General features: G+C 60.3%; 28 protein-coding genes. 23 read left to right on the plus strand and 5 right to left on the minus strand.

What is annotated here, in order from left to right; genetic code table 11:
• Positions 1 to 44 precede the first annotated feature (44 nt).
• The 8 genes from glyA to R0125_RS15925 all read left to right on the plus strand — a co-directional run bounded on the left by glyA (position 45) and on the right by R0125_RS15925 (position 6683).
• Positions 45 to 1301 (plus strand): serine hydroxymethyltransferase, encoded by a 1257-nt coding sequence (glyA, locus tag R0125_RS15890; RefSeq protein WP_317238784.1) that lies wholly within the window; start codon positions 45 to 47, stop codon positions 1299 to 1301.
• A 92-nt stretch (positions 1302 to 1393) separates the two neighbouring features.
• Complete coding sequence (gene nrdR, locus R0125_RS15895) at positions 1394 to 1912, plus strand: transcriptional regulator NrdR (RefSeq protein ID WP_248183768.1); 519 nt, start codon at positions 1394 to 1396, stop codon at positions 1910 to 1912.
• A complete protein-coding gene (ribD, locus tag R0125_RS15900) occupies positions 1909 to 3024 on the plus strand; it encodes a bifunctional diaminohydroxyphosphoribosylaminopyrimidine deaminase/5-amino-6-(5-phosphoribosylamino)uracil reductase RibD (RefSeq protein ID WP_248183770.1) in 1116 nt (371 codons plus the stop codon). Before nrdR ends, ribD begins: the two co-directional genes overlap by 4 nt.
• Positions 3025 to 3091: 67 nt before the next feature.
• Entirely contained in the window at positions 3092 to 4207 is a 1116-nt protein-coding gene (gene ribBA / locus R0125_RS15905) for a bifunctional 3,4-dihydroxy-2-butanone-4-phosphate synthase/GTP cyclohydrolase II (protein WP_248183772.1), read from the plus strand.
• A gap of 48 nt (positions 4208 to 4255) precedes the next feature.
• Complete coding sequence (gene ribE, locus R0125_RS15910) at positions 4256 to 4732, plus strand: 6,7-dimethyl-8-ribityllumazine synthase (protein WP_248183774.1); 477 nt, start codon at positions 4256 to 4258, stop codon at positions 4730 to 4732.
• On the plus strand, positions 4732 to 5208 hold the full coding sequence (nusB, locus tag R0125_RS15915) for a transcription antitermination factor NusB (RefSeq protein ID WP_248183776.1): 477 nt from the start codon (positions 4732 to 4734) through the stop codon (positions 5206 to 5208). Before ribE ends, nusB begins: the two co-directional genes overlap by 1 nt.
• A gap of 3 nt (positions 5209 to 5211) precedes the next feature.
• A complete protein-coding gene (gene thiL / locus R0125_RS15920) occupies positions 5212 to 6159 on the plus strand; it encodes a thiamine-phosphate kinase (RefSeq protein WP_248183778.1) in 948 nt (315 codons plus the stop codon).
• Positions 6156 to 6683 carry a phosphatidylglycerophosphatase A gene (locus R0125_RS15925; protein WP_248183779.1) on the plus strand — a complete coding sequence of 176 codons (528 nt, stop codon included), beginning with the start codon at positions 6156 to 6158 and terminating at the stop codon, positions 6681 to 6683. The genes thiL and R0125_RS15925 overlap by 4 nt, the downstream gene beginning before the upstream one ends.
• Positions 6684 to 6712: 29 nt before the next feature.
• Here the strand turns inward: R0125_RS15925 and R0125_RS15930 are convergent, their stop codons facing one another.
• A complete protein-coding gene (locus R0125_RS15930; RefSeq protein ID WP_248183781.1) occupies positions 6713 to 6922 on the minus strand; it encodes a DUF6316 family protein in 210 nt (69 codons plus the stop codon).
• A gap of 246 nt (positions 6923 to 7168) precedes the next feature.
• On the opposite strand from R0125_RS15930, the gene R0125_RS15935 reads away from it, so the two are divergent.
• The gene (locus tag R0125_RS15935) at positions 7169 to 7852 is read left to right on the plus strand and encodes a DUF2057 family protein (RefSeq protein WP_248183783.1); all 684 of its coding nucleotides are present in this window, start codon (positions 7169 to 7171) and stop codon (positions 7850 to 7852) included.
• Between the two features lie 21 nt (positions 7853 to 7873).
• On the opposite strand, the gene R0125_RS15940 is transcribed toward R0125_RS15935, so the two are convergent.
• On the minus strand, positions 7874 to 9403 hold the full coding sequence (locus tag R0125_RS15940) for a wax ester/triacylglycerol synthase family O-acyltransferase (protein ID WP_317238785.1): 1530 nt from the start codon (positions 9401 to 9403) through the stop codon (positions 7874 to 7876).
• A 114-nt stretch (positions 9404 to 9517) separates the two neighbouring features.
• Positions 9518 to 10429 (minus strand): LysR substrate-binding domain-containing protein, encoded by a 912-nt coding sequence (locus R0125_RS15945; protein ID WP_248183786.1) that lies wholly within the window; start codon positions 10427 to 10429, stop codon positions 9518 to 9520.
• A gap of 105 nt (positions 10430 to 10534) precedes the next feature.
• Here R0125_RS15945 and R0125_RS15950 point away from each other — a divergent pair, with 105 nt between their 5' ends.
• Complete coding sequence (locus tag R0125_RS15950; RefSeq protein ID WP_248183787.1) at positions 10535 to 11521, plus strand: glutathione S-transferase family protein; 987 nt, start codon at positions 10535 to 10537, stop codon at positions 11519 to 11521.
• 4 nt (positions 11522 to 11525) lie between these two features.
• Here the strand turns inward: R0125_RS15950 and ispB are convergent, their stop codons facing one another.
• Positions 11526 to 12494, minus strand: a complete 969-nt coding sequence (gene ispB, locus R0125_RS15955; RefSeq protein ID WP_317238786.1) for an octaprenyl diphosphate synthase — start codon at positions 12492 to 12494, stop codon at positions 11526 to 11528.
• A gap of 242 nt (positions 12495 to 12736) precedes the next feature.
• Here ispB and rplU point away from each other — a divergent pair, with 242 nt between their 5' ends.
• From rplU to proB, 4 genes are all read left to right on the plus strand, one after another.
• The gene (rplU, locus tag R0125_RS15960) at positions 12737 to 13048 is read left to right on the plus strand and encodes a 50S ribosomal protein L21 (protein ID WP_317238787.1); all 312 of its coding nucleotides are present in this window, start codon (positions 12737 to 12739) and stop codon (positions 13046 to 13048) included.
• A gap of 36 nt (positions 13049 to 13084) precedes the next feature.
• The gene (gene rpmA / locus R0125_RS15965) at positions 13085 to 13345 is read left to right on the plus strand and encodes a 50S ribosomal protein L27 (RefSeq protein ID WP_248183792.1); all 261 of its coding nucleotides are present in this window, start codon (positions 13085 to 13087) and stop codon (positions 13343 to 13345) included.
• Between the two features lie 142 nt (positions 13346 to 13487).
• Positions 13488 to 14681 (plus strand): Obg family GTPase CgtA, encoded by a 1194-nt coding sequence (gene cgtA, locus R0125_RS15970; protein WP_248183794.1) that lies wholly within the window; start codon positions 13488 to 13490, stop codon positions 14679 to 14681.
• A gap of 34 nt (positions 14682 to 14715) precedes the next feature.
• On the plus strand, positions 14716 to 15840 hold the full coding sequence (gene proB / locus R0125_RS15975) for a glutamate 5-kinase (protein ID WP_248183796.1): 1125 nt from the start codon (positions 14716 to 14718) through the stop codon (positions 15838 to 15840).
• 57 nt (positions 15841 to 15897) lie between these two features.
• On the opposite strand, the gene rpsT is transcribed toward proB, so the two are convergent.
• Complete coding sequence (gene rpsT / locus R0125_RS15980; protein ID WP_248183798.1) at positions 15898 to 16167, minus strand: 30S ribosomal protein S20; 270 nt, start codon at positions 16165 to 16167, stop codon at positions 15898 to 15900.
• Positions 16168 to 16434: 267 nt separating this feature from the next.
• On the opposite strand from rpsT, the gene murJ reads away from it, so the two are divergent.
• The 9 genes from murJ (at position 16435) to R0125_RS16025 (ending at position 26101) form a co-directional block, all read left to right on the plus strand.
• A complete protein-coding gene (gene murJ / locus R0125_RS15985; protein WP_317238788.1) occupies positions 16435 to 18015 on the plus strand; it encodes a murein biosynthesis integral membrane protein MurJ in 1581 nt (526 codons plus the stop codon).
• Between the two features lie 97 nt (positions 18016 to 18112).
• The gene (ribF, locus tag R0125_RS15990) at positions 18113 to 19090 is read left to right on the plus strand and encodes a bifunctional riboflavin kinase/FAD synthetase (protein ID WP_317238789.1); all 978 of its coding nucleotides are present in this window, start codon (positions 18113 to 18115) and stop codon (positions 19088 to 19090) included.
• A 62-nt stretch (positions 19091 to 19152) separates the two neighbouring features.
• The gene (ileS, locus tag R0125_RS15995; protein ID WP_317238790.1) at positions 19153 to 21972 is read left to right on the plus strand and encodes an isoleucine--tRNA ligase; all 2820 of its coding nucleotides are present in this window, start codon (positions 19153 to 19155) and stop codon (positions 21970 to 21972) included.
• Positions 21972 to 22496: a signal peptidase II gene (gene lspA, locus R0125_RS16000; protein WP_317238791.1), complete on the plus strand. Its 525-nt coding sequence runs from the start codon at positions 21972 to 21974 to the stop codon at positions 22494 to 22496. The genes ileS and lspA overlap by 1 nt, the downstream gene beginning before the upstream one ends.
• Positions 22496 to 22948, plus strand: coding sequence for a peptidylprolyl isomerase (locus R0125_RS16005; protein WP_248183804.1), 453 nt, complete (start codon positions 22496 to 22498; stop codon positions 22946 to 22948). The genes lspA and R0125_RS16005 overlap by 1 nt, the downstream gene beginning before the upstream one ends.
• Positions 22949 to 22966: 18 nt before the next feature.
• On the plus strand, positions 22967 to 23920 hold the full coding sequence (gene ispH, locus R0125_RS16010; RefSeq protein ID WP_248183806.1) for a 4-hydroxy-3-methylbut-2-enyl diphosphate reductase: 954 nt from the start codon (positions 22967 to 22969) through the stop codon (positions 23918 to 23920).
• 149 nt (positions 23921 to 24069) lie between these two features.
• Complete coding sequence (locus tag R0125_RS16015; RefSeq protein WP_317238792.1) at positions 24070 to 24561, plus strand: GspH/FimT family pseudopilin; 492 nt, start codon at positions 24070 to 24072, stop codon at positions 24559 to 24561.
• On the plus strand, positions 24552 to 24992 hold the full coding sequence (gene pilV / locus R0125_RS16020) for a type IV pilus modification protein PilV (RefSeq protein WP_317238793.1): 441 nt from the start codon (positions 24552 to 24554) through the stop codon (positions 24990 to 24992). The genes R0125_RS16015 and pilV overlap by 10 nt, the downstream gene beginning before the upstream one ends.
• On the plus strand, positions 24989 to 26101 hold the full coding sequence (locus R0125_RS16025; protein WP_317238794.1) for a PilW family protein: 1113 nt from the start codon (positions 24989 to 24991) through the stop codon (positions 26099 to 26101). Before pilV ends, R0125_RS16025 begins: the two co-directional genes overlap by 4 nt.
• Positions 26102 to 26108 lie beyond the last annotated feature (7 nt).

Raw genomic sequence — 26108 nt, forward strand, 5'->3', positions numbered from 1 at the left:
GACCCAAATTTTCGGGCAGCTACGCACACAGGGGCAGCGCATCCATGTTTAATCGTGATATGAAAATCGCAGGCTTTGACGACGAACTCTGGAACGCCATGCAGGCGGAAGAAAAGCGTCAGGAAGCTCACATCGAGTTGATTGCGTCAGAAAACTACACCAGCCCCCGGGTGATGGAAGCCCAGGGCAGCGTGCTGACCAACAAATACGCCGAAGGCTACCCCGGCAAGCGCTACTACGGTGGTTGCGAGTTCGTGGATATCGCCGAGGATCTGGCCATTGAACGGGCCAAGCAGCTGTTTGGTGCGGCTTACGCCAACGTGCAGCCGCATTCCGGTTCCCAGGCCAACTCCGCCGTGTTCATGGCGCTGCTCAAGCCGGGCGACACCGTGCTGGGAATGAGCCTGGCCCATGGCGGTCACCTGACCCACGGCGCCAGCGTCAACTTTTCCGGCAAGATCTATCACGCTGTTCAGTACGGACTGAACCCGGAGACCGGGCTGATCGATTACGATGAGATCGAGGCCCTGGCCCTTGAGCACAAACCCAAGATGATCATTGCCGGCTTCTCGGCGTACTCCCAGGAGCTGGATTTTGCCCGGTTCCGTGAAATTGCAGACAAGGTCGGTGCCTATTTGTTTGTCGACATGGCCCACGTGGCCGGTCTGGTTGCTGCCGGTGTCTACCCGGATCCGGTTCCCCATGCTCATGTGATCGCGACCACCACCCACAAGACCCTTCGCGGTCCCCGTGGTGGCCTGATTCTGGCCTGCGACGACGCCGACCTGCAGAAAAAACTGAACTCCGCGGTGTTCCCGGGTGGTCAGGGCGGCCCGCTGATGCACGTGATTGCCGCCAAGGCGATCTGCTTCAAGGAGGCCATGAGCGAAGAGTTCAAGACCTACCAGAAGCAAGTGGTCAAGAACGCTGCAGCGATGGCAGAGGTGTTTGTTGAGCGTGGTTTCGACGTGGTGTCCGGTGGCACCAAGAACCACCTGTTCCTGCTCAGCCTGATCAAGCAGGACATCACCGGAAAAGACGCTGACGCGGCGCTCGGCCGTGCCCATATCACCGTGAACAAGAACGCGGTTCCTAACGACCCGCGCTCGCCGTTCGTGACCTCCGGTCTGCGGATTGGCACGCCGGCCATCACCACCCGTGGGTTTGGTGAAACCGAGTGTCGTGATCTGGCGGGCTGGATCTGCGACATCCTCGACAATCTCGAGGACGAAGCGGTCAACACCCGTGTGCGCGAGCAGGTAGAAGCTCTGTGCGCTCGCTTCCCGGTCTATGCGGGCTAAACTCAGGTAATCGGGCCGGGCAATCCACGAGGTTGCCCGGCCACCCTGACCCCCGGTGACTCTTCCCCGGCTATTTTCCGGAGCTCCCGACTATGCACTGTCCCTTCTGTGGTGAAGCAGATACCAAGGTGATCGACTCCCGGCTGGTGGCCGAGGGTGATCAGGTGCGTCGTCGTCGCGAGTGCCTGTCCTGCCGTGAGCGCTTTACCACTTTTGAGTCCGCCGAACTGGTGATGCCTCGGGTGGTCAAGCAGGACGGTACCCGTCAGCCTTTCGACGAGGAGAAGCTGCGGTCGGGCCTCATGAAGGCGCTGGAGAAGCGTCCTGTCAGTATCGAGGCAATCGATGCGGCGCTGAACCGGATCCGCTTCCGGCTGCGAGCGACGGGGGAGCGTGAGGTCAAATCCATGCAGCTGGGCGAGGAGGTAATGACCGAACTGCGCCAGTTGGACAAGGTGGCCTACGTGCGGTTCGCGTCGGTGTACCGCAGTTTTCAGGATATCAACGAGTTCAAGGAAGAGATCGAGCGCTTGTCGGTCAGCTCCGGAGAGGATCCGGTGGATGTGGCCAAGGTTCTGGCAGACAACCATTCCACCAAAGGCAAGGCATGATCGACAGCCGGGATGTTGCACTCATGGCCCGCGCGGTGCAGTTGGCTTGGCGCGGGCGCTACTCCACGCACCCGAATCCGAGGGTGGGCTGCGTCATCGCCCGTGGAGGCCGGATTCTGGGTGAGGGCTGGCATGAACGCGCCGGTGAAGCCCATGCCGAGATCCGTGCGCTCAGTCAGGCCGGGCCGGCAGCCCGGGGGGCAACGGCTTACGTGACTCTGGAGCCGTGCAGTCATTTTGGCCGCACGCCGCCCTGCGCGAAAGCCCTGATCGAAGCCGGTGTTGCCCATGTGTTCGCGGCCACCAAGGACCCCAATCCGTCGGTGTCCGGGCGTGGCCTGGACATGCTGCGGGATGCCGGAATCCGGGTAACCGAAGGGTTGCTGGCCGATGAGGCAATCCGCCTGAATCCCGGTTTCATGAAGCGGATGAATTCAGGGCGTCCTTTTGTGAGGCTGAAAATGGCGGCCAGTCTGGACGGCCGTACGGCAATGGCGTCAGGTGAGAGCCAGTGGATTACCGGAGCCGAGGCTCGTCAGGATGTGCAGCGGCTGAGAGCCATCAGCGACGCCATCCTCACCGGGGTAGGCACGGTGCTGGCTGATGACCCCTCGCTCACCGTGAGGCGTGAGGAACTTGGCGACATTGGCGATGCCACCGAACCGTCCCGTCAGCCGTTGCGAGTGATTGCTGATCGGGACGCGAGAACGCCGCCGGGCGCCAGAATCCTGCAGGGTGGCAACGTACAGGTGTTCTGTGCCTCGCCGACATTGGCCACCGCGCCGGCGCAAGATCTTGCGGCCCTGGGAATCAGTCTTACCGGGGTTGCCTGGAAAGACAACGGCATTGATGTGCGGGAACTGCTGGATGCCCTGGGTGACCTGGGCATCAACGAATTGCTGGTGGAGGCCGGTCCGACGCTGGCTGGAACCTTCATCGATGAGCGCCTGGTCGACGAGCTCTGGCTTTATCAGGCGCCGATATTTTTGGGCAGTACCGGGCGGCCAACCGCCCACCTGCCACTGGAAACCATGGCGGATAAAGTACAATGGACGGTGCTGGATCGTCGTCAGGTGGGTGAGGATCAGCGTCTGATCCTGGCGCCACGGTAACTTTTCAAATTCACGGTTTGTTCGCTCCGGAGGCCGGAGCTCGCGAACTGCAAGGGTGCAACAACCTATGGCACTGAATAGCATAGAAGACATTATTGAAGACATCCGTCAGGGCAAGATGGTGATTCTGATGGACGACGAGGACCGCGAAAATGAAGGCGACCTGGTCATGGCGGCAGAACACTGTACGCCGGAAGCCATCAACTTCATGGCCCGTTTCGGTCGTGGCCTGATCTGCATGCCGATGACCCGTGATCGCTGCGAACAGCTGGGTCTGCCATTGATGGTTCAGCGCAACGCCTCGGGGTTTGGTACCAAATTCACCCTGTCGATCGAAGCCACTGAAGGCGTCACCACCGGCATTTCTGCCGCTGACCGCGCCCGCACCGTACAGGCGGCGGTGGCGAGGAACGCCAAGGCCTCCGATCTCGTACAGCCGGGCCATATTTTCCCGCTGATGTCCGATCCGGGTGGCGTGCTGAGCCGTGCCGGACATACCGAAGCTTCCTGTGACCTGGCGGCGCTTGCCGGCAGTGAGCCGGCCGGCGTGATCTGCGAAATCATGAACGACGATGGTTCCATGGCACGTCGGGAAGATCTCGAGAAGTTCGCCGCGGAGCATGATTTGAAGATCGGCACCATTGCCGACCTGATCCATTACCGCACCCTGAACGAGCGCACCATTGAGTGTGTCGAGCAATACGACCTGGACACTGAGTACGGCGTGTTCAACCTGCGTACCTACCGCGACAGCATTCAGGGCTCGACCCATCTGGCCATGGTCATGGGTGACATCCAGCCTCAGGAGCCGGTGCTGGTGCGAGTGCACATCACCGACACCCTGCGTGACCTGCTCGGCGCCCGCCGCGCCGACTCCCGCAGCTGGCCGTTGCACCATGCCCTGGAAAAAGTCTCCAGCGAAGGCCGGGGTGTGGTGGTTCTGCTCAACAGCGCCGCAGACAGCTACAACCTGGAAGACCGTATCCACGAGTTTTTTGGCGAGGAGCAGGCGTCCGCAGCGAAGGGCAGCTCCGGTGTGTACTTCACCGTGGGCACAGGCTCCCAGATCCTGCGGGATATCGGCGTTGGCAAGATGCGGCTGCTGAGCCCGCCCATCAAATTTTCCGCCATTTCCGGTTTCGACCTGGAAGTGGAAGAGTACGTACCCTACACCCCCGAATGATGAACCCGGTGGTTTGGCGTTGCCGAGCCGCCCGTTAAGGAGCCATTCATGGCAGAGATCAAAGTGATTGAAGGCGATTTTACCCAGTGCAGCGGCCGTTACGCCCTGGTGGTTGGTCGGTTTAACGGCTTCGTGGTGGAGAGCCTCGTGGAAGGTGCGCTGGATACCCTGCGTCGCCACGGCATCGCCAACGACGACATCACCGTTGTACGGGTGCCCGGTGCCTATGAAATGCCGCTGGCGGTCAAGCGTGTTGCCGAAACCGGCAACCACGATGCTATCATCGCTCTGGGCGCGGTCATCCGTGGCGGAACCCCCCATTTCGAGTATGTCGCCGGCGAAGCCTCCAGTGGTCTCGGGGCCGTCAGCCTGGAAACCGACGTACCGGTCACTTTCGGGGTACTGACCGTCGACTCCATTGAACAGGCCATTGAGCGCTCCGGTACCAAGGCCGGCAACAAGGGCGCGGAAGCCGCCATCACGGCCCTGGAAATGGTCAGCCTGTTCAAGAAGCTGGGTGAGTGATGAGCACAACGGAAGACACGTCTCCCCAGCCGGGCGCGACCGGGCAACCGAAAGCCGGCGATCGCCGCCGCGCCCGAGCGCTGGCCATGCAGGGTCTGTATCAGCGCCATTTCAGTAAGAGCCCGGTTTCCGACATCGAAGCCGAGTTCATGGTCGATAACGACATGAGCAAGGTCGATGCCCTCTACTTCCGCGACCTGTTGCGGGGCGTTCACCGTGAGCAGGCGGAGCTGGATCGGCTGCTGGAGCCCTTCCTCGACCGACCGCTGCACGAAGTCGACCCGGTTGAGCTGGCCATTGTTCGTCTGGGTGCCTACGAGCTCAAGCATCGCCTGGACGTGCCCTACAAGGTGGTCATCAACGAAGGTATCGAGATGGCCAAGAAGTTCGGCGGTACCGAAGGGCACAAGTTCGTCAACAGCATCCTCGACAAACTCAGCCGCCGCCTGCGACTGGCCGAGACGCGCCCGCGCTAACGCATGGGCGAGTTCGAGCTGATACGCCGTTACTTCAGCCCTCTGAACGGGCAGGGCCACACCGATCTCCTGGTGCTTGGCCCTGGCGATGACTGCGCCATTGAGCGCATCACGCCCGATCATCAACTGGTTTTTTCCGTGGACACCCTGGTGGAGGGGGTTCATTTTCCCGCCGATTACGATGCCGATCGCCTTGGCTGGCGGGCGCTTGCGGCTGCCGCCAGTGATCTCGCTGCCATGGGCGCCCGCCCGGTCTGCTTTACCCTTGCTTTGACACTTCCGGCTGCCGACCCCCGCTGGCTCCAAGGCTTTTCCGGGGGGCTCGGCCGCGCTGCCCGGCAGTTCGGAATGACGCTGGCGGGCGGCGACACCACCCGTGGACCCCTGACCCTTTCCCTGCAGGTGCACGGTGAGGTTCCTGCAGGCACGGCGTTGCTGCGATCCGGTGCTCGTGTCGGCGATCTGGTGTGTGTCAGCGGTGTGCTCGGGGAAGCCGGGGCTGCGTTGGATTATCTGGGTGTCAGCCGGCCCACCGCCGATCAGCAAGTGCTTCTGCAGCGCTATCATGAGCCGGCGCCGCGGCTGGAGCTTGGTATGGCGCTGAGAGCGGCGGCAACGGCCGCCATTGATGTCTCGGACGGTCTGGTGGCCGACCTCGGGCATATTCTCGAGGCATCCGGTGTGGGGGCGGAGCTCGAGCTTTCGGCCATACCGCTGTCTGACGCGGTAAGTCGGCTTTGCGGGCCGGAGCGCGCTCTGGACCTTGCGCTTCACGGCGGGGATGACTACGAATTGTGCATCACGATCTCGCCGGCGTCCTGGGACGCTTTGCCCGCGTCGGTACGGACGCAGCTGACCATTATTGGTAAGGTGGTGGCTGGGCAAGGTGTCGCCGGTGTAGACACGTCGGCAGGCAGTTCTGGATATGACCATTTCGGGAGCACGACATGAGCAGTGATGACCAGTTTCAGGAGCCTGAATTTGCGGGAGAGTTGCTGCCCCCGGGCTTTCTGAAAGATCCGGTACACCTGCTGGCGTTCGGGTTCGGCAGTGGCGCGGCTCCCCGTGCCCCCGGCACCTGGGGCAGTCTTGCGGCTATCCCGCTGTGGTTCTGTATCGCCTGGCTGCCCCCTGTTGCCTATTGGGCCGTGGTGACTGTCGCGTTTCTGGTGGGCATCTGGTTGTGTGGCAAAACGGCGGACGATCTCAAGGTTCACGATCACGGCGGTATCGTCTGGGATGAGTTCGTGGGTATGTGGATTGCGTTGGCCCTGATCCCGGACAATGTTTACGGCATCCTGACGGCCTTTGCGCTGTTCCGGCTGTTTGATGTGGTCAAACCCTGGCCGATCAGCTGGATTGACCAGCGTGCTCCGGGCGGACTGGGGATCATGGTGGATGATGTGGTGGCCGGATTTATGGCACTGGCGTGTCTATTCGCCATCGACCTGTGGGTCATGCCGCTTATTCTTTGACCGGCCGAGCGCTACAAAGCGCCCTGAGCCTAGTGAATCTTGTGCTGTTGCTCTTCAGGCAGCAGACGGACGACGTGCAGAAAACGTTTCAGCCCCGTTTCCGCTCGTTCGCGGGTCGCGAACGGACCGCTGTCGAAGCCTTCTCTGGTGGTGAAATACCACTTGCTCCCCACACAAAAAAAACGGCTGCTGCGAAACGGTACGTGCCCGTCTTCTCCGATCCGGCGTTGAGTGTCCATAGCGTCTCCTGCGCCCCGGTTTTATTTTTTGTAGGGAGGGCTCCGTGTTGTGTGTGCCGATCTGTTTAAAATTAAATCAATCCCGGCCGAATTCAACATTTATTTACAATTTGTAAGCCATGGGTCTCATTCCGCCTCTGCAGGCCCGCCCCAGCGGACATGACGAAACCCTGTCTTCCGTCTTGCCCTCGTAACACGCACTCGGCAGAATGCGAACAAACCGAATTCAAACCAGAAGGACTTTTCATGAGTATTTGTCGCGTTTTTGAGGACTTCAAGCTTGCCCGGCATCCGCTATCGCCACTGCGCATAGTCACCCTGCTTATTGCAGGCTTGGTGCTGGCCGGGTGCAGTTCTTCCATGACCCGAGTGCAGACCTGGGAGGGTGAAGCCGCGGCAGAGGGCTCTGCTGTGCTGGAGACTCCCGGCGAAATCCGCGTAACCCGTGTGAATGGTCGCTCCATGGGCAACTTTCTGATGGAGGATCTGGCACTGGATTACGATCTTCTGCCGGGTAAGAACCAGGTGGTGTTCAGCTACAAGACCATCTGGGCGAAGTCTGGCGTGGTCAGAAACGGCGAGTCCAAGGTCTATGTGGTAGAGACCGAGCCCCATGTGGCGTCTTTCACCGCTCAGGCGGGGGAAACCTATCGGTTCGAGTTCGACAAGCCCACGTCCCGCCGCGATGCCGAATCCTTGACCAAGGATTTCTCCGGCGCGATCGTCAATAGCGCCGGCACCGAGGTGGCCAGTTTCGAGTTGTGGGACGGACAGGCACCGGCTACACCGGCGCGCACCCCGGTTTCCGGGGACACCGTGGGTAGCGGCGCCGCGACGGTACAGGGCGACAATCTGGAACAGTTGAAAGCGCTCTGGGAGAATGCATCAGAAGAAGAAAAGCGCGCATTCCTGCGCTGGGCGTTCGAGTAACAGCACCCGAGGGCGGTTTCGTCAGTGGCGAAACCGCCGAAACGTTTTCTTGAGTACACCCTCCAGCATGGTCAGAGCCTCGTCGGTCAGGCTCTGATGGCTTTGCCCTCCCTCGTTGTACGCTTCTTCTGTCTCCGGCAACGCTGAGGCGGCCGTCTCGATGGTGCCCAGGCTCTCCTCCAACAGGGTTTTCAGGGAGTTACCGTCAGCGACCACATCGGGGCACAGGGTAAAGTTGATGGTCAGGCGCCCCTGATAGCTCACCGCCACAATCACCAACCCCATGCTGTCGAACAGAGGAGCTGAGTTGTATTGGCGCACCAGCTTTGCGCCCTGCAGATAGAGTGGCACCTGAGGACCCGGCACGTTGGTGATCGGCAAGTTGAACGCCGGCTGATAACGCTGGGCGATTTGCAGCTCCGAATACAGCCGTGCAGACAGCGCCAGCATGGTGGATGGCAGCAATTCGGTCAGACGATCGGCGGCGATGGCCTCGCGATAGGGTTCCGAAGCGACAGCGTTGCGGTGGATCGTGCGAATCCGTCGGGCCGGATCCGGCTCGCTGGTCGCCAGGTCCAGCAACATCGCGGACATCTGGTTGCCGGTGGCTTTGCGCAAGCTGTTCGAGCGCACCGATATCGGCGTCATCGCCACCAGCGACTTGCCCTCATCACTGCCGTGGTTCTCGAGATAGCGCCGCAGGGTTTCCGCGCACAGACCCAGGACCACGTCATTCAGGGTGACGGTGCCCAGGTTCGCTTTGATCGCCTTGAGCCGTGACAATTCCACTTCCGCGGACACGATCTGCCGATTGGCGGTGATCTGACGATTGAATGGACAGTGAGGGGCAGAAAACACCGGAAATGGCAGCGGCAGTTTACGAATCTGACGTTGCACCAGGCCACGCGCTGTCACTTCTGCCGCACTGATGGCCAGCGACGTCACCTGCAGCGGTTTGCGCAGCAGGTTGGCCCCGGTCTGGAGTATGACCCTTTCCTCTGACGGCTCTGGCTTGGGAAACCAGGGCCGGGGCTGGGAAATCGGCCGCGCGTCGGGCGTGTATTCCAGTAACTTGCCCATGATTTCCTCACCGCTGAAGGCATCGATAGCGGCGTGGTGGAGCTTCACAATCAAGGCAAATCCGTGGTGATCGTCATCCTCCTCATCGGCGGGAAAACCGTCAACAAACGTGATGTGCCAGAGTGGCCGGTCACGTTTCAGTGGTTCTTCCAGAATCTTCGATGCCAGCTCGGTCAGGCTGTGGGACTGGCCATGCTCCCCAAGGTTTACGTAGGCCAGATGACGTTCAATGCTGAAATCCCGGTCGTCAATCCAGTAAGGACGACCAAGGCGAAGCGGTATTTCCTTCAGGCGTTGCCGGAACACCGGAACCACGTGGAGGCGGCTGCGCAGATAGGCCACGAACGTGCTGAAGGCCAGCGGTTGGCCACTGCCACGAGCATCAAACAGATAGATGCCGCCGATGTGCATCGGTGCCGTTTCCGACTCCAGGTAAAGGAATGAGGCATCCAGTTCCGACAGCTGCCGCATGCATAAACTCCGTTCTGCGGTTGAGTTTGGGGCAGTATAAACGAGTAGGACCCGATTCCGTTGGCTGTTTTGCCTCAAATCTTGCCGGCGCGGGAGTCAGGTTCGCCGAGCGGTTCAGGATTCCAGCCAATGGGTGAACACGTCCGGTTGTCCCAGCCGCTCCCAGAACCACATCAGGGCCTTGCCCTGGTCTTCGGCGTGCCGAGCCAGGTGCAGCATGATCGGTTGTCGCGTGTCGTGTACCTCCAGCGCGACAAGCTGGCCTGCGGCCAGTTGTTCCTGCACCCGTGGCAGCGGTAGCCAGCCCACCCCCAGGCCGGCCTGCTGCAGGGCGATTTTCTGGTCGACGTTCGCCACGGTAATGGTACGTTGCCGGCGGAAGATCCCGGCGTTGCCCGGTGGCAGGGAACGGGAGGTGTCGGCGGCCACGGCGGCGGGGTAGCGGCTGATGTCCTCTTCGCTCAATGGCTGTGGGGCGGACGTCAGCGGGTGATCGGGCGCCACGGCATAGACAAAGTTCATGGTGCCCAGGGCCTTGGTGGTGAATGGCCCCGCGGGTTTGCTGAGCTGGTCAGCACCCACAACCAGATCCACCCGCCGGCTTTGCAGGGCGTCCCACGCGCCGGCGAACACTTCCTCTACCAACTGCACTTCCACCGGAACGCCCAGTGCGTAGAACTCGCCAATGGCAGCGAACAGGCTGTCGGCCGGCAACAGCGAGTTGAATCCGATGCGCAACCGGGTTTCCCAGCCCTGAGCGACCTGGCGTGTGGTGTGCGCCAGGTTTTCCGCCGCCTCCAGCAGGGTGCGGCCTTCTTCAAGGAGGTAACGGCCCGCGGGTGTCAGGGTGGCACGGTGACCACTGCGGTCGAAAATGGCGATGTCCAGGTCTTCTTCCAGCTTCTGTACGGTATAGCTGATGGCGGAAGGCACCCGGAACAACTCTCCTGCGGCCCCGGCAAAGCTGCCTTTGCGCTCGATGGCATCCAGAACTTTAAGGGCGTCGATGGTGATGGCTGTATGCATGTTCGAATTATCTGAGGTAGTTGGCCGAAATTGCTTGTTTGAGAGGTTAGCAGGCTGGCCGGTATTCTTCTCGCAAATTTGACCGGTTATAGCGAGGAGAAGGGTATGGGCCTGTTAGTGGATGGCAAGTGGCATGACCAGTGGTACGACACGGACAAAACCGGGGGCAAGTTCGAGCGCGAAGCCGCCCGTTTCCGCAACTGGGTCACGGCGGACGGATCGCCCGGTCCGGACGGCGAGGGTGGGTTCAAGGCGGAGTCCGGCCGCTATCATCTCTATGTTTCCATGGCCTGCCCGTGGGCCCATCGCACGCTGATTTTTCGCGCCTTGAAGGGGTTGGAGAAGCACATTCCGGTGTCGGTGGTGCACCCGGACATGGTCGAGAACGGCTGGGAGTTCCGGCCCGGCGACGAACAGCACCGTGATCATTTGCACGATTTTCAGTTTCTGCACCAGCTTTATACCCGCGCGGCGCCGGATTACTCCGGGCGGGTAACCGTGCCCACCCTGTGGGACACCGAAAAACAGACCATTGCCAGCAATGAGTCAGCAGACATTATCCGCATGTTCAATTCGGCGTTTGACGGTCTCGACGGTGTTCGTACGGATCTCGATTTCTACCCGGAAGCCCTGCAGGACGAGATTGATGGCATCAACGCGCGGGTTTACGACGCGGTAAATAACGGTGTCTACAAGGCCGGTTTCGCCACCGCTCAGGACAAGTACGAAGAGGCCTACGTGGCATTGTTCGAAACACTGGACTGGCTGGAAGAGCGGCTATCGGGCCAGCGTTACCTGGCGGGACGGCAGCTGACCGAAGCCGACTGGCGCCTGTTCACCACACTGATCCGCTTTGACGCGGTGTATTACAGCCATTTCAAGTGCAACCGGCAGCGCATCGGAGATTATCCGGCGCTCTCGGCGTATGTGCGGGACCTTTATCAGGTGCCCGGCGTGGCCGCAACCGTGGATATAGCGCAGATCAAGCGTCATTACTACGTCAGCCAGCGCACCATCAATCCCACCCAGATTGTGCCGGTGGGGCCGAGCCTCGATTTTGATGCACCCCACGGCCGCGAGGCGCTGGGTTGAAGAATCAGCTTACCCGCGCCACCGCCAGTTCAGTGAGCAGGTTGAGCGACTCGCGGTAAGGGGAGTCGGGCAGGGCGTCAAGGCAGGCCGCGGCGAGGGCGGCCTGTTCTCGCGCCTTGGCCATGGTGTATTCCAGTGCGCCGGAACTTTCGACAATACCGAGGATGGCCGGCAGGTCGTCCAGACCGCCCTTGCGAATGGCCTGGCGGATGAGCTGACGCTCTTCCTCGACACCTCTCTCCATGGCGTAGATCAGCGGCAGCGTGGTTTTTCCTTCCGCCAGATCATCACCGACGTTTTTGCCCATGGCCTCGGCGTCGCCGCGATAGTCGAGCACGTCGTCCACCAGTTGGAATGCCAACCCCAGATGCTTGCCGTAGTCTTTCAGCGCCGCTTCCTGAGTGTTGTCAGCTCCGGCGAGCAGGGCGCCAGTGTGGGAGGATGCCTCGAACAGCATGGCGGTTTTGTTGTGGATGACTTCCATGTACTGGGATTCATCAAGATCCGGATTCTTCACGTTCATCAGCTGCATCACTTCGCCCTCGGCAATCACAGCCGTGGCGTGGGACAGCACGTCCATGATTCGCAGGTTCTGCAGTTCCACCATCATCTGGAAGGCGCGGGCGTAGAGGAAATCACCTACCAGAACGCTGGGTGCGTTGCCCCAGCGGGCGTTGGCGGTGGAACGGCCCCGGCGCATGTCGGAAGTGTCCACTACGTCGTCATGAAGCAGGGTGGCGGTGTGCAGGAATTCGATCACCGCGGCCAGCTTCAGGTGATCGTCCTGGCGGTAGCCGGCGGCACGGCTGGACAGCAGCACCAACAGGGGCCTCAGCCTTTTGCCACCACTTTCAATAATATAGTGGGCTATTTTCTCCACCATCGGGACGTCGGAGGAAAGCCGTTTGATGATCAGGTCGTTCACGCGGCTGAAGTCGTCGGCCACGGTGTCGTAGATGCGCTGGGCTGTCATGCGGCTTGGGAGTCCCTTTATGATCAGTTCGTCTGGTGCGTTCGTCGGTAAATGAGGCAGGTCGCGGCAATGCTAGGTACTGGCGCTTTCGGTGTCAACTTGGCTTGTATTGCCGGGCGTGTTTTCGTACAATCACGCGCCCAACTCATCCCAACCTGCGCTCCCTGCTATAGGGTTGCCGAAGCGCTTCCCTTAGAACCAGGTGGATAAGAGCAGGGATGGGTCAATCGCGGAGAGCATCAATGTACGCAGTTATTGTTAGCGGTGGTAAGCAGCACCGTGTAAAGGAAGGCGAAACTCTGAAGCTGGAGAAGCTGGAAGTGGAAACCGGCGGCCACGTCGAGTTTGACCGCGTTCTGCTGATCGCCGATGGTGACAAGGTTCAGGTAGGCGCGCCGGTAGTTGATGGTGCCAAAGTGACAGCGGAAGTGGTCAGCCACGGCCGTCACGACAAGATCCAGATCATCAAGTTCCGTCGCCGGAAGCATCACATGAAGCGTCAGGGCCACCGTCAGTGGTTTACTGAAGTCAAGATCACGGGTATCAAGGGCTGAAGCTCTCGACACACCCCTTAAAGAAGGAGGCTTGTAATGGCTCACAAAAAAGCAGCAGGTAGTACCCGTAACGGTCGCGATTCCGAGTCGAAACGACTTGGTGTGAAGCGCTATGGCGGTGAGTCTGTATCCGCAGGCAGCATCATCATTCGTCAGCGCGGCACCCGTTTTCACGCTGGTAGCAACGTTGGCATTGGCAAGGACCACACCCTGTTTGCGAAAGCAGACGGCCAGGTGAAGTTCGAAGTCAAAGGCCCGCAGAGCCGTAAGTTCGTGAGTATCGTTCCGGCTGCGTAAGCAGCGGCGATCCGGTTCTGTCGAACCTTGGGTGGCGCTGGTATCCTGACAGGATCAGGTACCGAGCCATCCGGAGCCCCGCAAAGCTTCCTAGAGGCTGCGGGGCTTTTTAGTTTATGCGCACGGCGCAAAGGGTTGATCCATGAAATTCGTAGACGAAGCCACCATCATTGTGGAAGCCGGCAAAGGCGGTCACGGTTGCCTCAGTTTCCGGCGTGAAAAGTACGTTCCCCGAGGCGGTCCCGACGGCGGCGATGGTGGTGACGGCGGCTCGGTGTATCTGGAAGCGGACAGCGCTCTGAACACCCTTATCGACTATCGGTTCCAGCGCAAGCACAAGGCCCAGAATGGAGAGCCGGGCGCGGGTCGTAACTGCACCGGCAACAAGGGCGAGGATCTCATCCTGCCGGTGCCGGTGGGCACGACGGTTGTCGATATGGACACCCACGAAGTGCTCGGCGATCTGACCCATGCCGGCCAGCGTCTTAAGGTGGCCCAGTGCGGTTTCCACGGCCTCGGTAATACCCGCTTCAAGTCGTCGGTCAACCGCGCTCCGCGCCAGACCAGCAAAGGTTCCGAGGGTGAGTTGAGAAACCTGCGGCTGGAGCTCAAGGTGCTGGCGGACGTGGGGCTGCTGGGCATGCCCAATGCGGGCAAATCCACGTTTATCCGGTCGGTGTCGGCGGCGCGACCCAAGGTAGCGGACTACCCGTTCACAACGCTGGTGCCTAATCTCGGCGTGGTCAGCGTGCAGGCTCACCAGAGTTTCGTGATTGCTGATATTCCCGGGCTGATAGAGGGTGCCGCTGAAGGTGCTGGCCTGGGGATCCGCTTTCTCAAGCACCTGGTGCGCACGCGCCTGTTGCTGCACCTGGTGGATGTAGCGCCTTACGACGGTTCCTCTCCGGCCGGGGCGGTACGCGCCATCGCCCACGAGCTGGAGAAGTTCAGTGAGACACTGGCCAATCGTGAGCGCTGGCTGGTGTTGAACAAAGTGGACATGGTGGCGGAAGCAGACCGTGACGCTCACTGTCAGGCCATCGTGGATGAGCTTGACTGGAAGGGTCCGGTGTTCCGCATCTCGGCGTTGAGTGGCGAGGGCACCAAGCCGCTGACCCAGGCGGTCATGCGCTGGATCGAAGAGCAGGCGGAGGAAGAGGCGCAGAACCCGGAATTCGCCGAGCGCGAGGCCGCTCGCCGACGCCAGATGGACGAAGAGGCGCGCGCCCGCATCGAGGCGGAGCGTCAGGCCCGTCGCGCCGCCCGTGAAGACGACGATGATGACGACTTTGACGACGACGATTACGACGTCGAAGTGGTGTACGCCCCCGAATAATCTCACAACAGCCCAGAGAGCATCCGGACCGATCATGAGTGAACGCGCCCAGTTACGCCAGGCCCGCCGTCTGGTGGTGAAAATAGGTAGTGCCCTGCTGACCAACGACGGCAAGGGTCTGGATGTCGCCGCCCTTGGGCTTTGGGTGGACCAGATCGTCGAGTTGATTGAGGCGGGCGTGGAAGTGGTGATCGTGTCCTCAGGATCGGTGGCTGAGGGGATGAGCCGGCTAGGCTGGAAAACCCGGCCGCAACAGCTTCATGAGCTTCAGGCTGCTGCGGCTGTTGGTCAGATGGGGTTGGTACAGACCTGGGAAGCCCAGTTCAAGCGTCACGACATCCATGCCGCCCAGATCCTGCTGACCCATGACGACCTCTCTGACCGCAAACGGTACCTCAACGGCCGCAGCACGCTGCGGGCGCTGCTGGATTTCGGGGTGGTGCCGATCGTCAATGAGAATGACACGGTAGTGACCGACGAAATCCGTTTTGGCGATAACGACACCCTGGGAGCGCTGGTGGCCAACCTGATCGAGGCAGACGGGTTGATCATTCTGACCGATCAGTTAGGGCTGTTTGACAAGGATCCGCGCAAGCACGCGGATGCCCGGCTGGTGACCGAACGCAAGGCGGGCGACCACGAGCTGGATGCCATGGCCGGTGGCGGAGCCGGGGCGCTGGGGCGTGGTGGTATGCAGACGAAGGTGCGCGCCGCGCGGCTGGCGGCGCGGTCCGGGGCTTTCACGGTAATTGTGGGTGGCCGGATCGAGCACGCGATTACCCGCTTGCGCGCCGGTGACGTGATCGGCACCCTGCTGTTGCCTGAGCAGGGGCGGATCGCCGCCCGTAAACAGTGGTTGGCGAGCCATCTGCAGACCCGGGGCAAGCTGACTCTGGACGATGGTGCGGTTCGGGTGCTGTGTCTTGGTGGCCGCAGCCTGTTACCCGTCGGGGTCAAGAGCGTGGCCGGTCAGTTCCGTCGCGGCGAGATGGTCTCGTGCGTGGATGGCGCTGGCAAGGAGATAGCGCGGGGACTGGTCAACTACGGCGCCGATGAGGCTCGGGCGATTGCGGGCCGGTCAAGCGATCGTATTCTGGACGTGCTGGGGTACGTCTCCGGCGAAGAGATGATTCACCGGGACAACATGGTGATCGTCTGACAGGCACAAAAAAACCGGCTCGCGAGCCGGTTTTTTTCGACGCTGAAGTAAAACCGCTTACGCGCTCTTCAGGGCCTTGATCTTGCTGCTCAGGCGGCTCTTGTGGCGAGCAACCTTGTTCTTGGCAAAAATGCCCTTGTTGACCATGCCGTCCATGATCGGCTGGAACTTCTGGAAAGCCGCCTGGGCTTCTTCGTAGTTGCCGGCTTCGATCGTGGCCTGAACTTTTTTCATGTACGTACGCGCCATAGAACGCAGGCTGGCATTGTGCTTGCGGTTCTTCTCGTTCTGACGTGCGCGCTTCTTGGCTTGCGGGGAATTTGCCACCGTGTAACTCCTGAAAATCTGTAATTGATTCGAAAATTCGCGGGCGCGCCAAAACCAGCGCGTCGAAATAAATGACGCGGAACTATGCCGCCGATGGGTTTAAATGTCAAGGCTTAAACCCATTTCATCCCGCGGTACGCAAGGGCTGTGCTAAACTCGCTCCGCAGCGGACAGCAGTGTCCCGGAGTGCGCAGGTATTTACCGAGATATCAGCACACTCACAAGCTGCCGCCATCCGATTCAGCCATTTCCGATGTCAGGGCCCGAATGTCATCCCAAGCAGAAGATCCGTCACCACAGCCCCTGCCCCTTAAAGTGCCCGGGCTGCTTCGCTCGTCTGGCGTGGTGGGTATCATGACCATGCTGTCCCGGGTGTTGGGGTTGGTTCGCGATATGGTAATTGCCCGTTATTTTGGCGCGGGCGCCGGGGCGGACGCCTTTTTCGTCGCGTTCAAGATTCCCAATTTTCTCCGCCGTCTGTTTGCCGAAGGGGCTTTTTCCCAGGCCTTCGTGCCGGTGCTGTCCTCCTATCGGCAAAACGAGGACATCGCGGAAGTTCGGCGTCTGGTTAACGCTGTGTCTGGTTCCCTCGGCCTGGTGCTGCTGGGGGTAACCATTGTGGCGATGCTGGGTGCGCCGCTGCTGACTGCGGTGTTCGCACCGGGCTTCCTGGATGACGAGTACAAGTTCGGGTTGGCCAGCGACATGCTGAGGATCACCTTTCCCTATCTGCTGCTGATCTCCCTGACCGCCTTCGCCGGTGGCATTCTCAACAGCTACGATCGGTTCGCCATCCCTGCTTTTACGCCGGTGCTGCTGAATCTGGCGATGATCGGCGCGGCCATCTTCCTCACTCCGCTGATGGAAACGCCGGTAATGGCGCTGGCCTGGGGGGTGTTCATTGCCGGCGCCCTGCAGCTGTTTTTCCAGTTGCCGTTTCTGATGCGGCTTGGTCTGTTGCCGCGGCCACGGGTGGATTACCGTCACGAAGGGGTCAGCCGCATCCTCAAGCTGATGGCGCCGGCGTTGTTCGGGGTGTCGGTGAGTCAGATCAACCTGTTGCTGGATACGGTGCTGGCCTCGTTCCTGCAAACCGGCAGTGTGTCCTGGCTGTATTACTCTGACCGCCTTTCCGAGTTGCCCCTGGGGGTGTTCGGCATTGCCATTGCGACGGTGATTCTGCCGAGCCTGTCCCGCAAGCACGCGGCGGCGTCGGCGGACCAGTTTGCGGCCACGCTGGACTGGGCGGTGAGGGCAGTGTTGCTGATCGGTCTGCCGGCGGTGGTGGCGCTGGCGCTGCTGGCCGAACCGCTGATTGCCACGCTGTTTCATTATGGCGAGGTGACGGATCGGGACGTAGCCATGTCGGCCCAGAGTCTGCGGGCTTACTCCGCCGGGCTGCTGGCGTTCATGCTGATCAAGGTGCTGGCGCCGGGGTTCTTTGCCCGCGAAGACACCAAAACCCCGGTCAAGATCGGTATCATCGCCATGGTAGCGAACATGGCGATGAACCTGGCGTTGATTGTGCCGCTCGCCCACGCCGGGCTGGCGCTGGCCACCTCGCTGTCGGCCTGGTTGAACGGGTTGCTGCTCTGGTGGGGGCTCAGAAAAGAGGGCGCCTGGAAAAGTCAGTCCGGCTGGCCCCGTTTTCTGCTGCAACTGGCGTTTGCCAACCTGGCGCTGGCGGCGGTGGTGCTCTACCTTCGCGCTCCGGTCAGTGACTGGCTGGCGGCACCCGGGATGCAGCGGGCAGCCGATATGGGCATCCTGGTCGCCGCCGGTGTGGCGGTTTACTTCATTGCGCTGGCGTTGGCCGGCGTGCGGGTAAGACATTTCCGCCACAGGTAGGTTATAATCGCGCGTTTTCTCACCAGCGATTCCCGGGCTCCCATTGGTGACCGGGAATCGGCTGACTGCAACGCTGGCAATTGAAGGTTCGCATTACATGCGTCTGATCCGGGGTCTGACCAACCTGAAAATTCTGTCCCTGCAAGAGGCGTCGCCACTGGCCCATGGCTGTGTTGCGACCATCGGCAATTTTGATGGCGTGCACTTGGGCCACAAAACCATTCTTGAGCAGGTCAAGGAAAAGGCCCGGGCGCTGAACGTGCCCTCGGTGGTGATGATTTTCGAACCTCAGCCCCGGGAGTTTTTCCAGGGCCGCGAGGCGCCGCCGCGATTGATGGCGTTCCGCCAGAAGTTTGAAACCCTGATGTCCGAGGGCATTGATATGGTGCTGTGCCTGCGCTTTGACGAGCGTTTTCGCAGCTATTCCGGCATGGGGTTCATTGAGGACGTCCTGATTGATGGGCTGGCCGTGCGCCACCTGGTGGTCGGCGATGATTTCCGTTTTGGCTGTGACCGGGCCGGCGATTTTACCCTGCTGCAAGACGTCGGGGCTGCCCGCGGATTCTCTGTCGAGAATACCCGCACAGTCTCGGTGGCCGGAGAGCGGGTGAGCAGCACCCGGATTCGGGAGTTGCTCAACGTGAATGGCCTGGAAGCGGCCGAGAAACTGCTGGGCCATCCGTACCGGATTCGCGGGCGCGTGGTGTATGGCCGCCAGCTGGGCCGTGAGATCGGCGCCCCGACTGCAAATATCCTGCTGCGACAAATGCCCGCCTTGCAGGGAGTTTTCGTGGTCAGCGCGAGATTACAGGACGGCTCGATCCGGGACGGCGTCGCCAACATTGGCGTGCGGCCAACGGTGGATGGCAAACAGCCCTCCCTTGAAGTGCACCTCTTCGATTTTGCTGGCACACTTTACGGCCAGACTCTGGAGGTGGTGTTCCGCCACGGCGTGCGGGAGGAGGTTCGTTTCGAGTCCGTGGACGAACTCAAGGCGCAGATCGCTCGCGATTTTGACAGCGCCCGGGCGTGGATTGCCGAACATGGCTCCGCCGCCAGCGAACAACAGGCGTAACCGGCGCAGTCCGGCCCTATTTTTCTGATGACAACCGACCGACAAGAGCACGCACACAGACCATGAGCGACTACAAGCACACTCTGAATCTGCCTGACACCGCGTTCCCCATGCGCGGTAACCTGGCCAAGCGCGAGCCGGATATGCTCAAGCGCTGGCAGGATCTGGATGTATACGGCAATCTGCGCAAGCAGCGTGAGGGTCGGGAAAAGTTCATTCTGCATGACGGCCCTCCCTACGCCAACGGCAGCATTCACATTGGTCACGCGGTCAACAAGATTCTCAAGGACATGATCGTCAAGTCCCGCGGTTTCATGGGCTATGACGCGCCCTATGTGCCGGGCTGGGATTGTCATGGCCTGCCCATTGAACACAAGGTGGAGCAGGAAATTGGCAAGGCCGGGGTCAAGGTGGACTACAAAACCTTCCGCCAGGCCTGTCGCGATTACGCCACCAAGCAGATTGCCGGGCAAAAGGCCGATTTTATCCGCCTCGGCGTCATGGGGCAGTGGGATAAGCCCTACCTGACCATGGACCCGAAAGTAGAAGCCGGCATCGTTCGCGCCTTGGGCAAGATCGTCGCCAAGGGGCATTTGGTGCGCGGTTACAAGCCGGTGTACTGGAGTGTGGTCGGGCAGTCTGCCTTGGCCGAAGCGGAAGTGGAGTATCAGGACAAGACCTCGACCCAGATCGATGTGCGCTTTACCGCAGTGGACCAGGCGAGGGCCTTGTCCGCGTTTGGCACTGACAAGGGTGAGGGTGACGTGTCGGTGGTGATCTGGACGACCACGCCCTGGACCATCCCCGCCAACCAGGCTGTGTCGTTGAATGCCGAGCTGGACTATGCGCTGGTTCAGGTCAACGCCGGTCATGGACCAGAGCGCATGATTCTTGCCGCTGACATGGTGGAGGGCATCATGGCACGCTGGTCCGTTGATGCCTTTGAAGTGCTGGCGTCCTGTTCCGGTTCTGCGCTCGAGAATCTGATGCTCAAGCACCCGGTGTTCGACAAGCAGGTGCCCGTAATTCTGGGCGATCATGTGTCTACGGATGCCGGTACCGGCGCGGTCCATACCGCACCAGACCACGGTATGGAAGACTTTGAAGTGGGCAAGGCCTACGGCATTGGCACCATCAATCTGGTGCAGGCGGATGGCACCTACACCAGTGCCGCCGGCGAGTTCGCCGGTGTACATGTGTACAAGGCCGATGAGCCGGTGTGCGGAGCGCTGGGTCGGGAGGGCAAACTGGTGTTCTCCGAGAAATTCCGCCACAGCTATCCTCACTGCTGGCGTACCAAGACCCCGCTGATATACCGGGCGACCCCGCAGTGGTTCATCAGCATGGAAAAAGAACACCTGCGTGCCGACGCGCTGGAAGCCATCAAGGGTGTGCGCTGGGTTCCTGCCTGGGGGCAGAACCGCATTGAAGCCATGTTCCAGCAGTCCCCGGACTGGTGTATCTCGCGTCAGCGCACCTGGGGGGTGCCAATCACCCTGTTTATCCACAAGGAAACCCAGGAGCTACACCCGGACACCCAGAGCCTGATCGAGGCCGTCGCCAGAGAGATCGAGTCCCTTGGCATTGATGCCTGGTACGACCTGGACGCCAGCGCGCTGCTTGGGGACGATGCCGAGCACTACGAGAAAGTGACGGACACGCTCGATGTGTGGTTCGACTCCGGCGTCACCCACGATTCGGTTCTGCGCCCGCGCGCTGAACTGGGGCAGTTCCCGGCGGACATGTACCTGGAAGGCTCCGATCAGCACCGTGGCTGGTTTCAGTCCTCCCTGAAAACCTCCATCGCCATGAACGGCGTGGCACCCTACAAGCAGGTGCTGACCCATGGTTTCACGGTGGATGGCAAGGGCCACAAGATGTCCAAGTCCATGGGCAACGTGATCGCGCCCCAGGAAGTGATGAACGAGCTGGGTGCCGACATTCTGCGGTTGTGGGTGTCGGCGACGGACTACAGCGGCGAGATGACCGTGTCCAAGGACATCCTGCGCCAGACCGCGGACGGCTACCGCCGCATCCGTAACACCGCCCGCTTCCTGCTCAGCAACCTGACCGGGTTCGAGCCGGATCAGCACATGGTGGCGCCGGACGACATGATCGCCCTCGACCGCTGGATGGTGGACCGCGCCCTGCAGTTACAGAACGAGCTCAACGAGGACTACCAGAACTACGCCTTCCTGCGGATTTATCAGAAGGTGTACAACTTCTGTGAGGCCACATTGGGCGGCTTCTACCTGGACATCATCAAGGATCGCCAGTACACCACCCAGGCCGACAGCCTGGCGCGGCGCTCCTGCCAGACCGCGTTGTACCATGTGGCTGAGGCGCTGGTGCGCTGGATTGCACCGATTCTCAGCTTTACCGCCGACGAGATCTGGCAGACGCTGCCGGGCAAGCGCGGTGACACCGTGTTCTACGAAGCCTGGTACGACGGCCTGACCGCGCTGCCAGACAGCGCTGAACTGGGGCGGGATTACTGGCGCGAGATTTACAGCGTCAAGGAAGCCGTCAACAAGCGCCTGGAAGAGGCGCGGGCGCGTGGCGAGATCAAAGGCTCCCTGAGCGCCGAGGTCACATTGTATTGTGAGGGCGATCTGGCGGCGGCTCTGAAGCACCTGGGTGACGAGCTGCGGTTCGTGCTGATTACCTCCGAGGCCACGGTCAGACCGGTGGCGGAAGCGGGCGACGCTGAACCCACGGCCTACGAGGGGCTGCTGGTGAAAGTGACTCCGGCTGCCCATGCCAAATGTGAACGCTGCTGGCACCACCGTGAGGATGTCGGCCAGCACGCCGCCCACGCGGATCTCTGCGGCCGCTGTGTGACCAACGTCGAAGGAACGGGCGAAGCCCGCTCGTTCGCCTGATGGACGCGGTCATGACGGACGACGCCAGCGGTTCCAAGATGAAGTGGTTGTGGCTGGCGGTGCTGGTCATCGCCCTCGACCTCGGCACCAAGGCCATGGCCACCGCCATGCTGACCTACGCCAGCCCGGTGGCGGTGATGCCCAGTTTTAACCTGACCCTGCTGCACAACACCGGCGCGGCGTTCAGCTTTCTGGCCGGTGCCGCCGGTTGGCAACGCTGGTTCTTCGTGGTGCTGGCGATTGGTGTCAGCGTGGCTCTGGTGATTTGGCTGAAAACCCTCAAGCGCAATGAAACCTGGACGGCGATTGCCATCGTACTCATTCTCGGCGGCGCGCTCGGTAACGTGTATGACCGGGTGGTGCATGGTTATGTGGTCGATTTTCTGCATTTTTACTGGAACGACTGGCATTTCCCCGCCTTCAACCTGGCCGACACCGCCATCACCATCGGTGCCGGCATGATGATTCTCGACATGTTCCGCAAGCCCGCCGAGGGCGTTGCGGACGGGAGTGACCAACACTGATGAAAAACCTTCCGGTAGACAAGGGCACCCGCGTGACCCTGAACTTCGCTCTGAAATTCCAGGATGGCGAAGTGGTGGATTCCACGTTCGACAAGGCCCCGGCGACCCTGGAAATTGGCGACGAAAACCTGCCAGAGAACTTCGAGGCGTACCTGATGGGTATGACCGCCGGTGAACACAAAACTGTGGAAGTGCCGCCGGAGAAAGCCTTTGGCCAGCACAACCCCAACAACCTGCAAACCTACAAGCGCCATGAGTTCAGTGCAGACATGGTGCTCGAGCCAGGGGTGATGATCTCCTTTGCCGACGCGCGCCAGCAGGAGTTGCCGGGGGTGGTCAGCCGTGTCGAGGGCGACGAGGTGGAAGTGGACTTCAACCATCCGCTGGCAGGGCGTACACTGACCTTTGAAGTGGAAATCATTGACGTGGAGCCGGTCGGACCGGCCCACTAACCAGAGCAGCAGGCTGATATGCAGATCCGACTCGCCAATCCCCGCGGCTTTTGTGCCGGCGTTGATCGTGCCATCGAAATTGTAAACCGGGCGCTGGATGTGTTCGGTGCGCCCATCTACGTGCGACACGAGGTGGTGCACAACAAATTCGTGGTGGACAACCTGCGCAATCGCGGTGCGGTGTTCGTGGACGAGCTGCATGAAGTGCCGGACGACACACTGGTGATCTTCAGCGCCCATGGCGTTTCCCAGGCGGTGCAGAACGAGGCGGCCCGTCGCGGGCTGAAAGTGTTTGACGCCACCTGCCCACTGGTCACCAAAGTGCACATGGAAGTGATGCGCTACAGCCGTGAGGGTCGCGAGTGCATCCTTATCGGTCATCATGGCCACCCGGAAGTGGAAGGCACCATGGGGCAGTACGATCACAGTAATGGTGGCGAAATCTACCTGGTGGAGAACGAGGAAGACGTCGCCAACCTGCAGGTAAACGACCCGGCCAAGCTGTCCTACGTCACCCAGACCACCCTGTCCATGGACGATACCGCACGGGTGATCGATGCCCTCCGTGCCAAGTTCCCGGAAATCCAGGGTCCCAGAAAAGACGACATCTGCTACGCCACCCAGAACCGCCAGGACGCGGTCAAGCAGCTCGCCGGCGACTGCGACCTGATGTTGGTGGTCGGCTCTCCCAACAGCTCCAACTCCAACCGCCTGCGGGAACTGGCCGAGCGCATGGGCACCCCCGCCTATCTGATCGACGAGGCCGCACAGATTGACCCCGCCTGGCTTGAGGGCAGGAAGATAGTCGGCGTGACCGCCGGCGCCTCGGCTCCGGAAGTGTTGGTGAATGATGTGATTTCCCGCCTGAAAGAGCTCGGCGGTGACGTGCCCGAAGAAATCCCGGGGCGCGAGGAGAACATTGTGTTCTCGATGCCGAAGGAGCTTCGGATTGATGTGGTTGAGGTTTCCTGAGGTCTGAGTACCTGCAATAACGTGATATTTTTCTCATAATCTCGCCCCCACCTGCCGCTCATCTGCTGATCCGGTCCGCTTGTCGTTTCCTCATGGAAGTAGGCGTTAACTCTGCGTAACGTTTCCTTAGGCCAAACTGGAAGTGGACTATGTACCGTAACGTCAGAACAAAAGGTTTTACGCTTGTTGAACTGCTGATCACTGTCGCTATCGTTGCGATAGTGGCTTCGATAGCGGTTCCCTCCTTTGCGACCATAATTGCCAATAGCCGGATCGCCAGTACGTCCAATGACCTTGTCGGGCTCATCAATTACGCCCGCGCCGAAGCGGTAAAGCAGGGCCGCGTTGTGCGGGTATCCCCTCAGGATGGTAATGATTGGGCGAACGGAATGGTTGCATGGATTGATCAGAATGCGAACAACGCCTTCGATGCCACGGAAGCTGTTCGGGTCATCTCTGCCGCTCCGGGCGCCGTCACGGTAACGTCTACAGGCAGTTTTGGTTTCACGGGCGGTGGCTCTTCGTTTGCCGGCTCCGCAGTAACAGTCGATGTCTGCGATGATCGCAGCGGGGAAACCGGTAGCCAGATCACCATAACCCTGGGTGGTCGAGTAAGGGCGGGAGACGAGCCATGCGCGTAATTTCAAAGACAACGGTGCCCAGATCCGCCGGATTCACCATGATCGAGGTGTTGGTCGCACTGATTATTCTCGCAATTGGTTTGCTGGGAGTCGCCGGTATGCAGGCGTTGTCGCTGAAACAGACCAGCAACTCTAACATTCGCTCACTGGTTACCATGCACGCCTACGACCTGTCGGAGCGTATGCGATCCGAATTCAGCGATGTAACAACTTTCGAAAAAGCGCTTTCGGCCGAGTGTACCGATTGCAACAGCGATCTCGCGGCGTGGCACGGTCTGTTGGTCAGTGATGTTCCCACCGCGGCGTCGGAGGTGGATGTTACGACTACCGCGAACAGCACCTTCGCTGAAATCACCGTTAACTGGACTGAACGGGGTATCGGCAATGATGCGATTGCCCAGAATTACACCTTGTATGTGAGGTTGAGATGAACTCTATATCCTTCAGGCAGCAGGGCCTTTCTATTGTCGAATTGATGATTGCAATAACCCTGGGCCTGATATTGACCGCAGGCTTGGTGCAAATTTTCAGCGGCAACCAGCGCTCCTTCACCGTCGCAGAGGCCAACATGCGGGTTCAGGAGTCTGGACGAATGACGTCGGAATTTCTTGGACGGGCGGTCAGAAATGCGGATTACTGGGGGTGCATTCCCCGAGAGAATGTTGCCAACAAGCTCGACAGCACCAGCCCTGATTACGTCGCCGATTTGTTTGATTTCCAGGACGGATTTATGTCTTTCCAGAGTGATGGAAGCGGTCTTGGTTTGGCAGGGACCGACGTGATGATTCTGCGCGGAGTTGGCGGAGCTGGTGATGTCTCAATCACCGAGGAGATGCCCAACTCGTCGGCCAATTTGAAAGTGAACACGGTCAGCGGCATCGATGAGGCCGACGTTCTTCTGATCAGTGATTGCATTGCGGGCGACATCTTCCAGGTGACCGGTTTGCAGACGGGGGCAAATCCAGGTATCAACCACAATACCGGCGGCAGCGTGTCACCGGGAAATGGTAAGCCCAGGGAGGGTGTGGATGTTGTGGTTGACAACAATTGCCCAGGGCAGGCAGTGAATTGTCTGTCCAAACAGTATGACGAAACAGCTCAGATTTTTGCACCGTATTACCATCAGTATTTCGTTGATGAGGACGCTGATGGCAATCGGGCGCTTTACCGCCAGGAAGCTAATGGCACAGCTGAGGAAATCATGGATGGCGTTTGGGATTTACAGATGCGCGTCGGTCTCGATACCGGTTTGTCGAATGGTGAGGTAACCGACTGGGTAGAGATTACTGCTCCAAACTCCCTTAGCCAGGCCGCGGCGGCGAATGTAGTAGCCGTTGAAATTTCAATGCTCGTCAGGTCACCGGAGAATCGTGTCGTCAACAGCCCTATGGAGCTTTGTTATCCGCACTGGGCGGATTGTGATGGGGCTGGAGAATTTAACGTCGTGGACGAAGTGGCTGCGGATTCGAGGCATCTTTATCGCGTGTTTTCATCCATGGCGACTATCAGAAACCGCATATTGAAAGTAGAACAGAATTGAGGGGCGT

The sequence above is a fragment of the Marinobacter sp. M-5 genome, from assembly GCF_032911545.1.
Lineage (GTDB): Bacteria > Pseudomonadota > Gammaproteobacteria > Pseudomonadales > Oleiphilaceae > Marinobacter > Marinobacter goseongensis.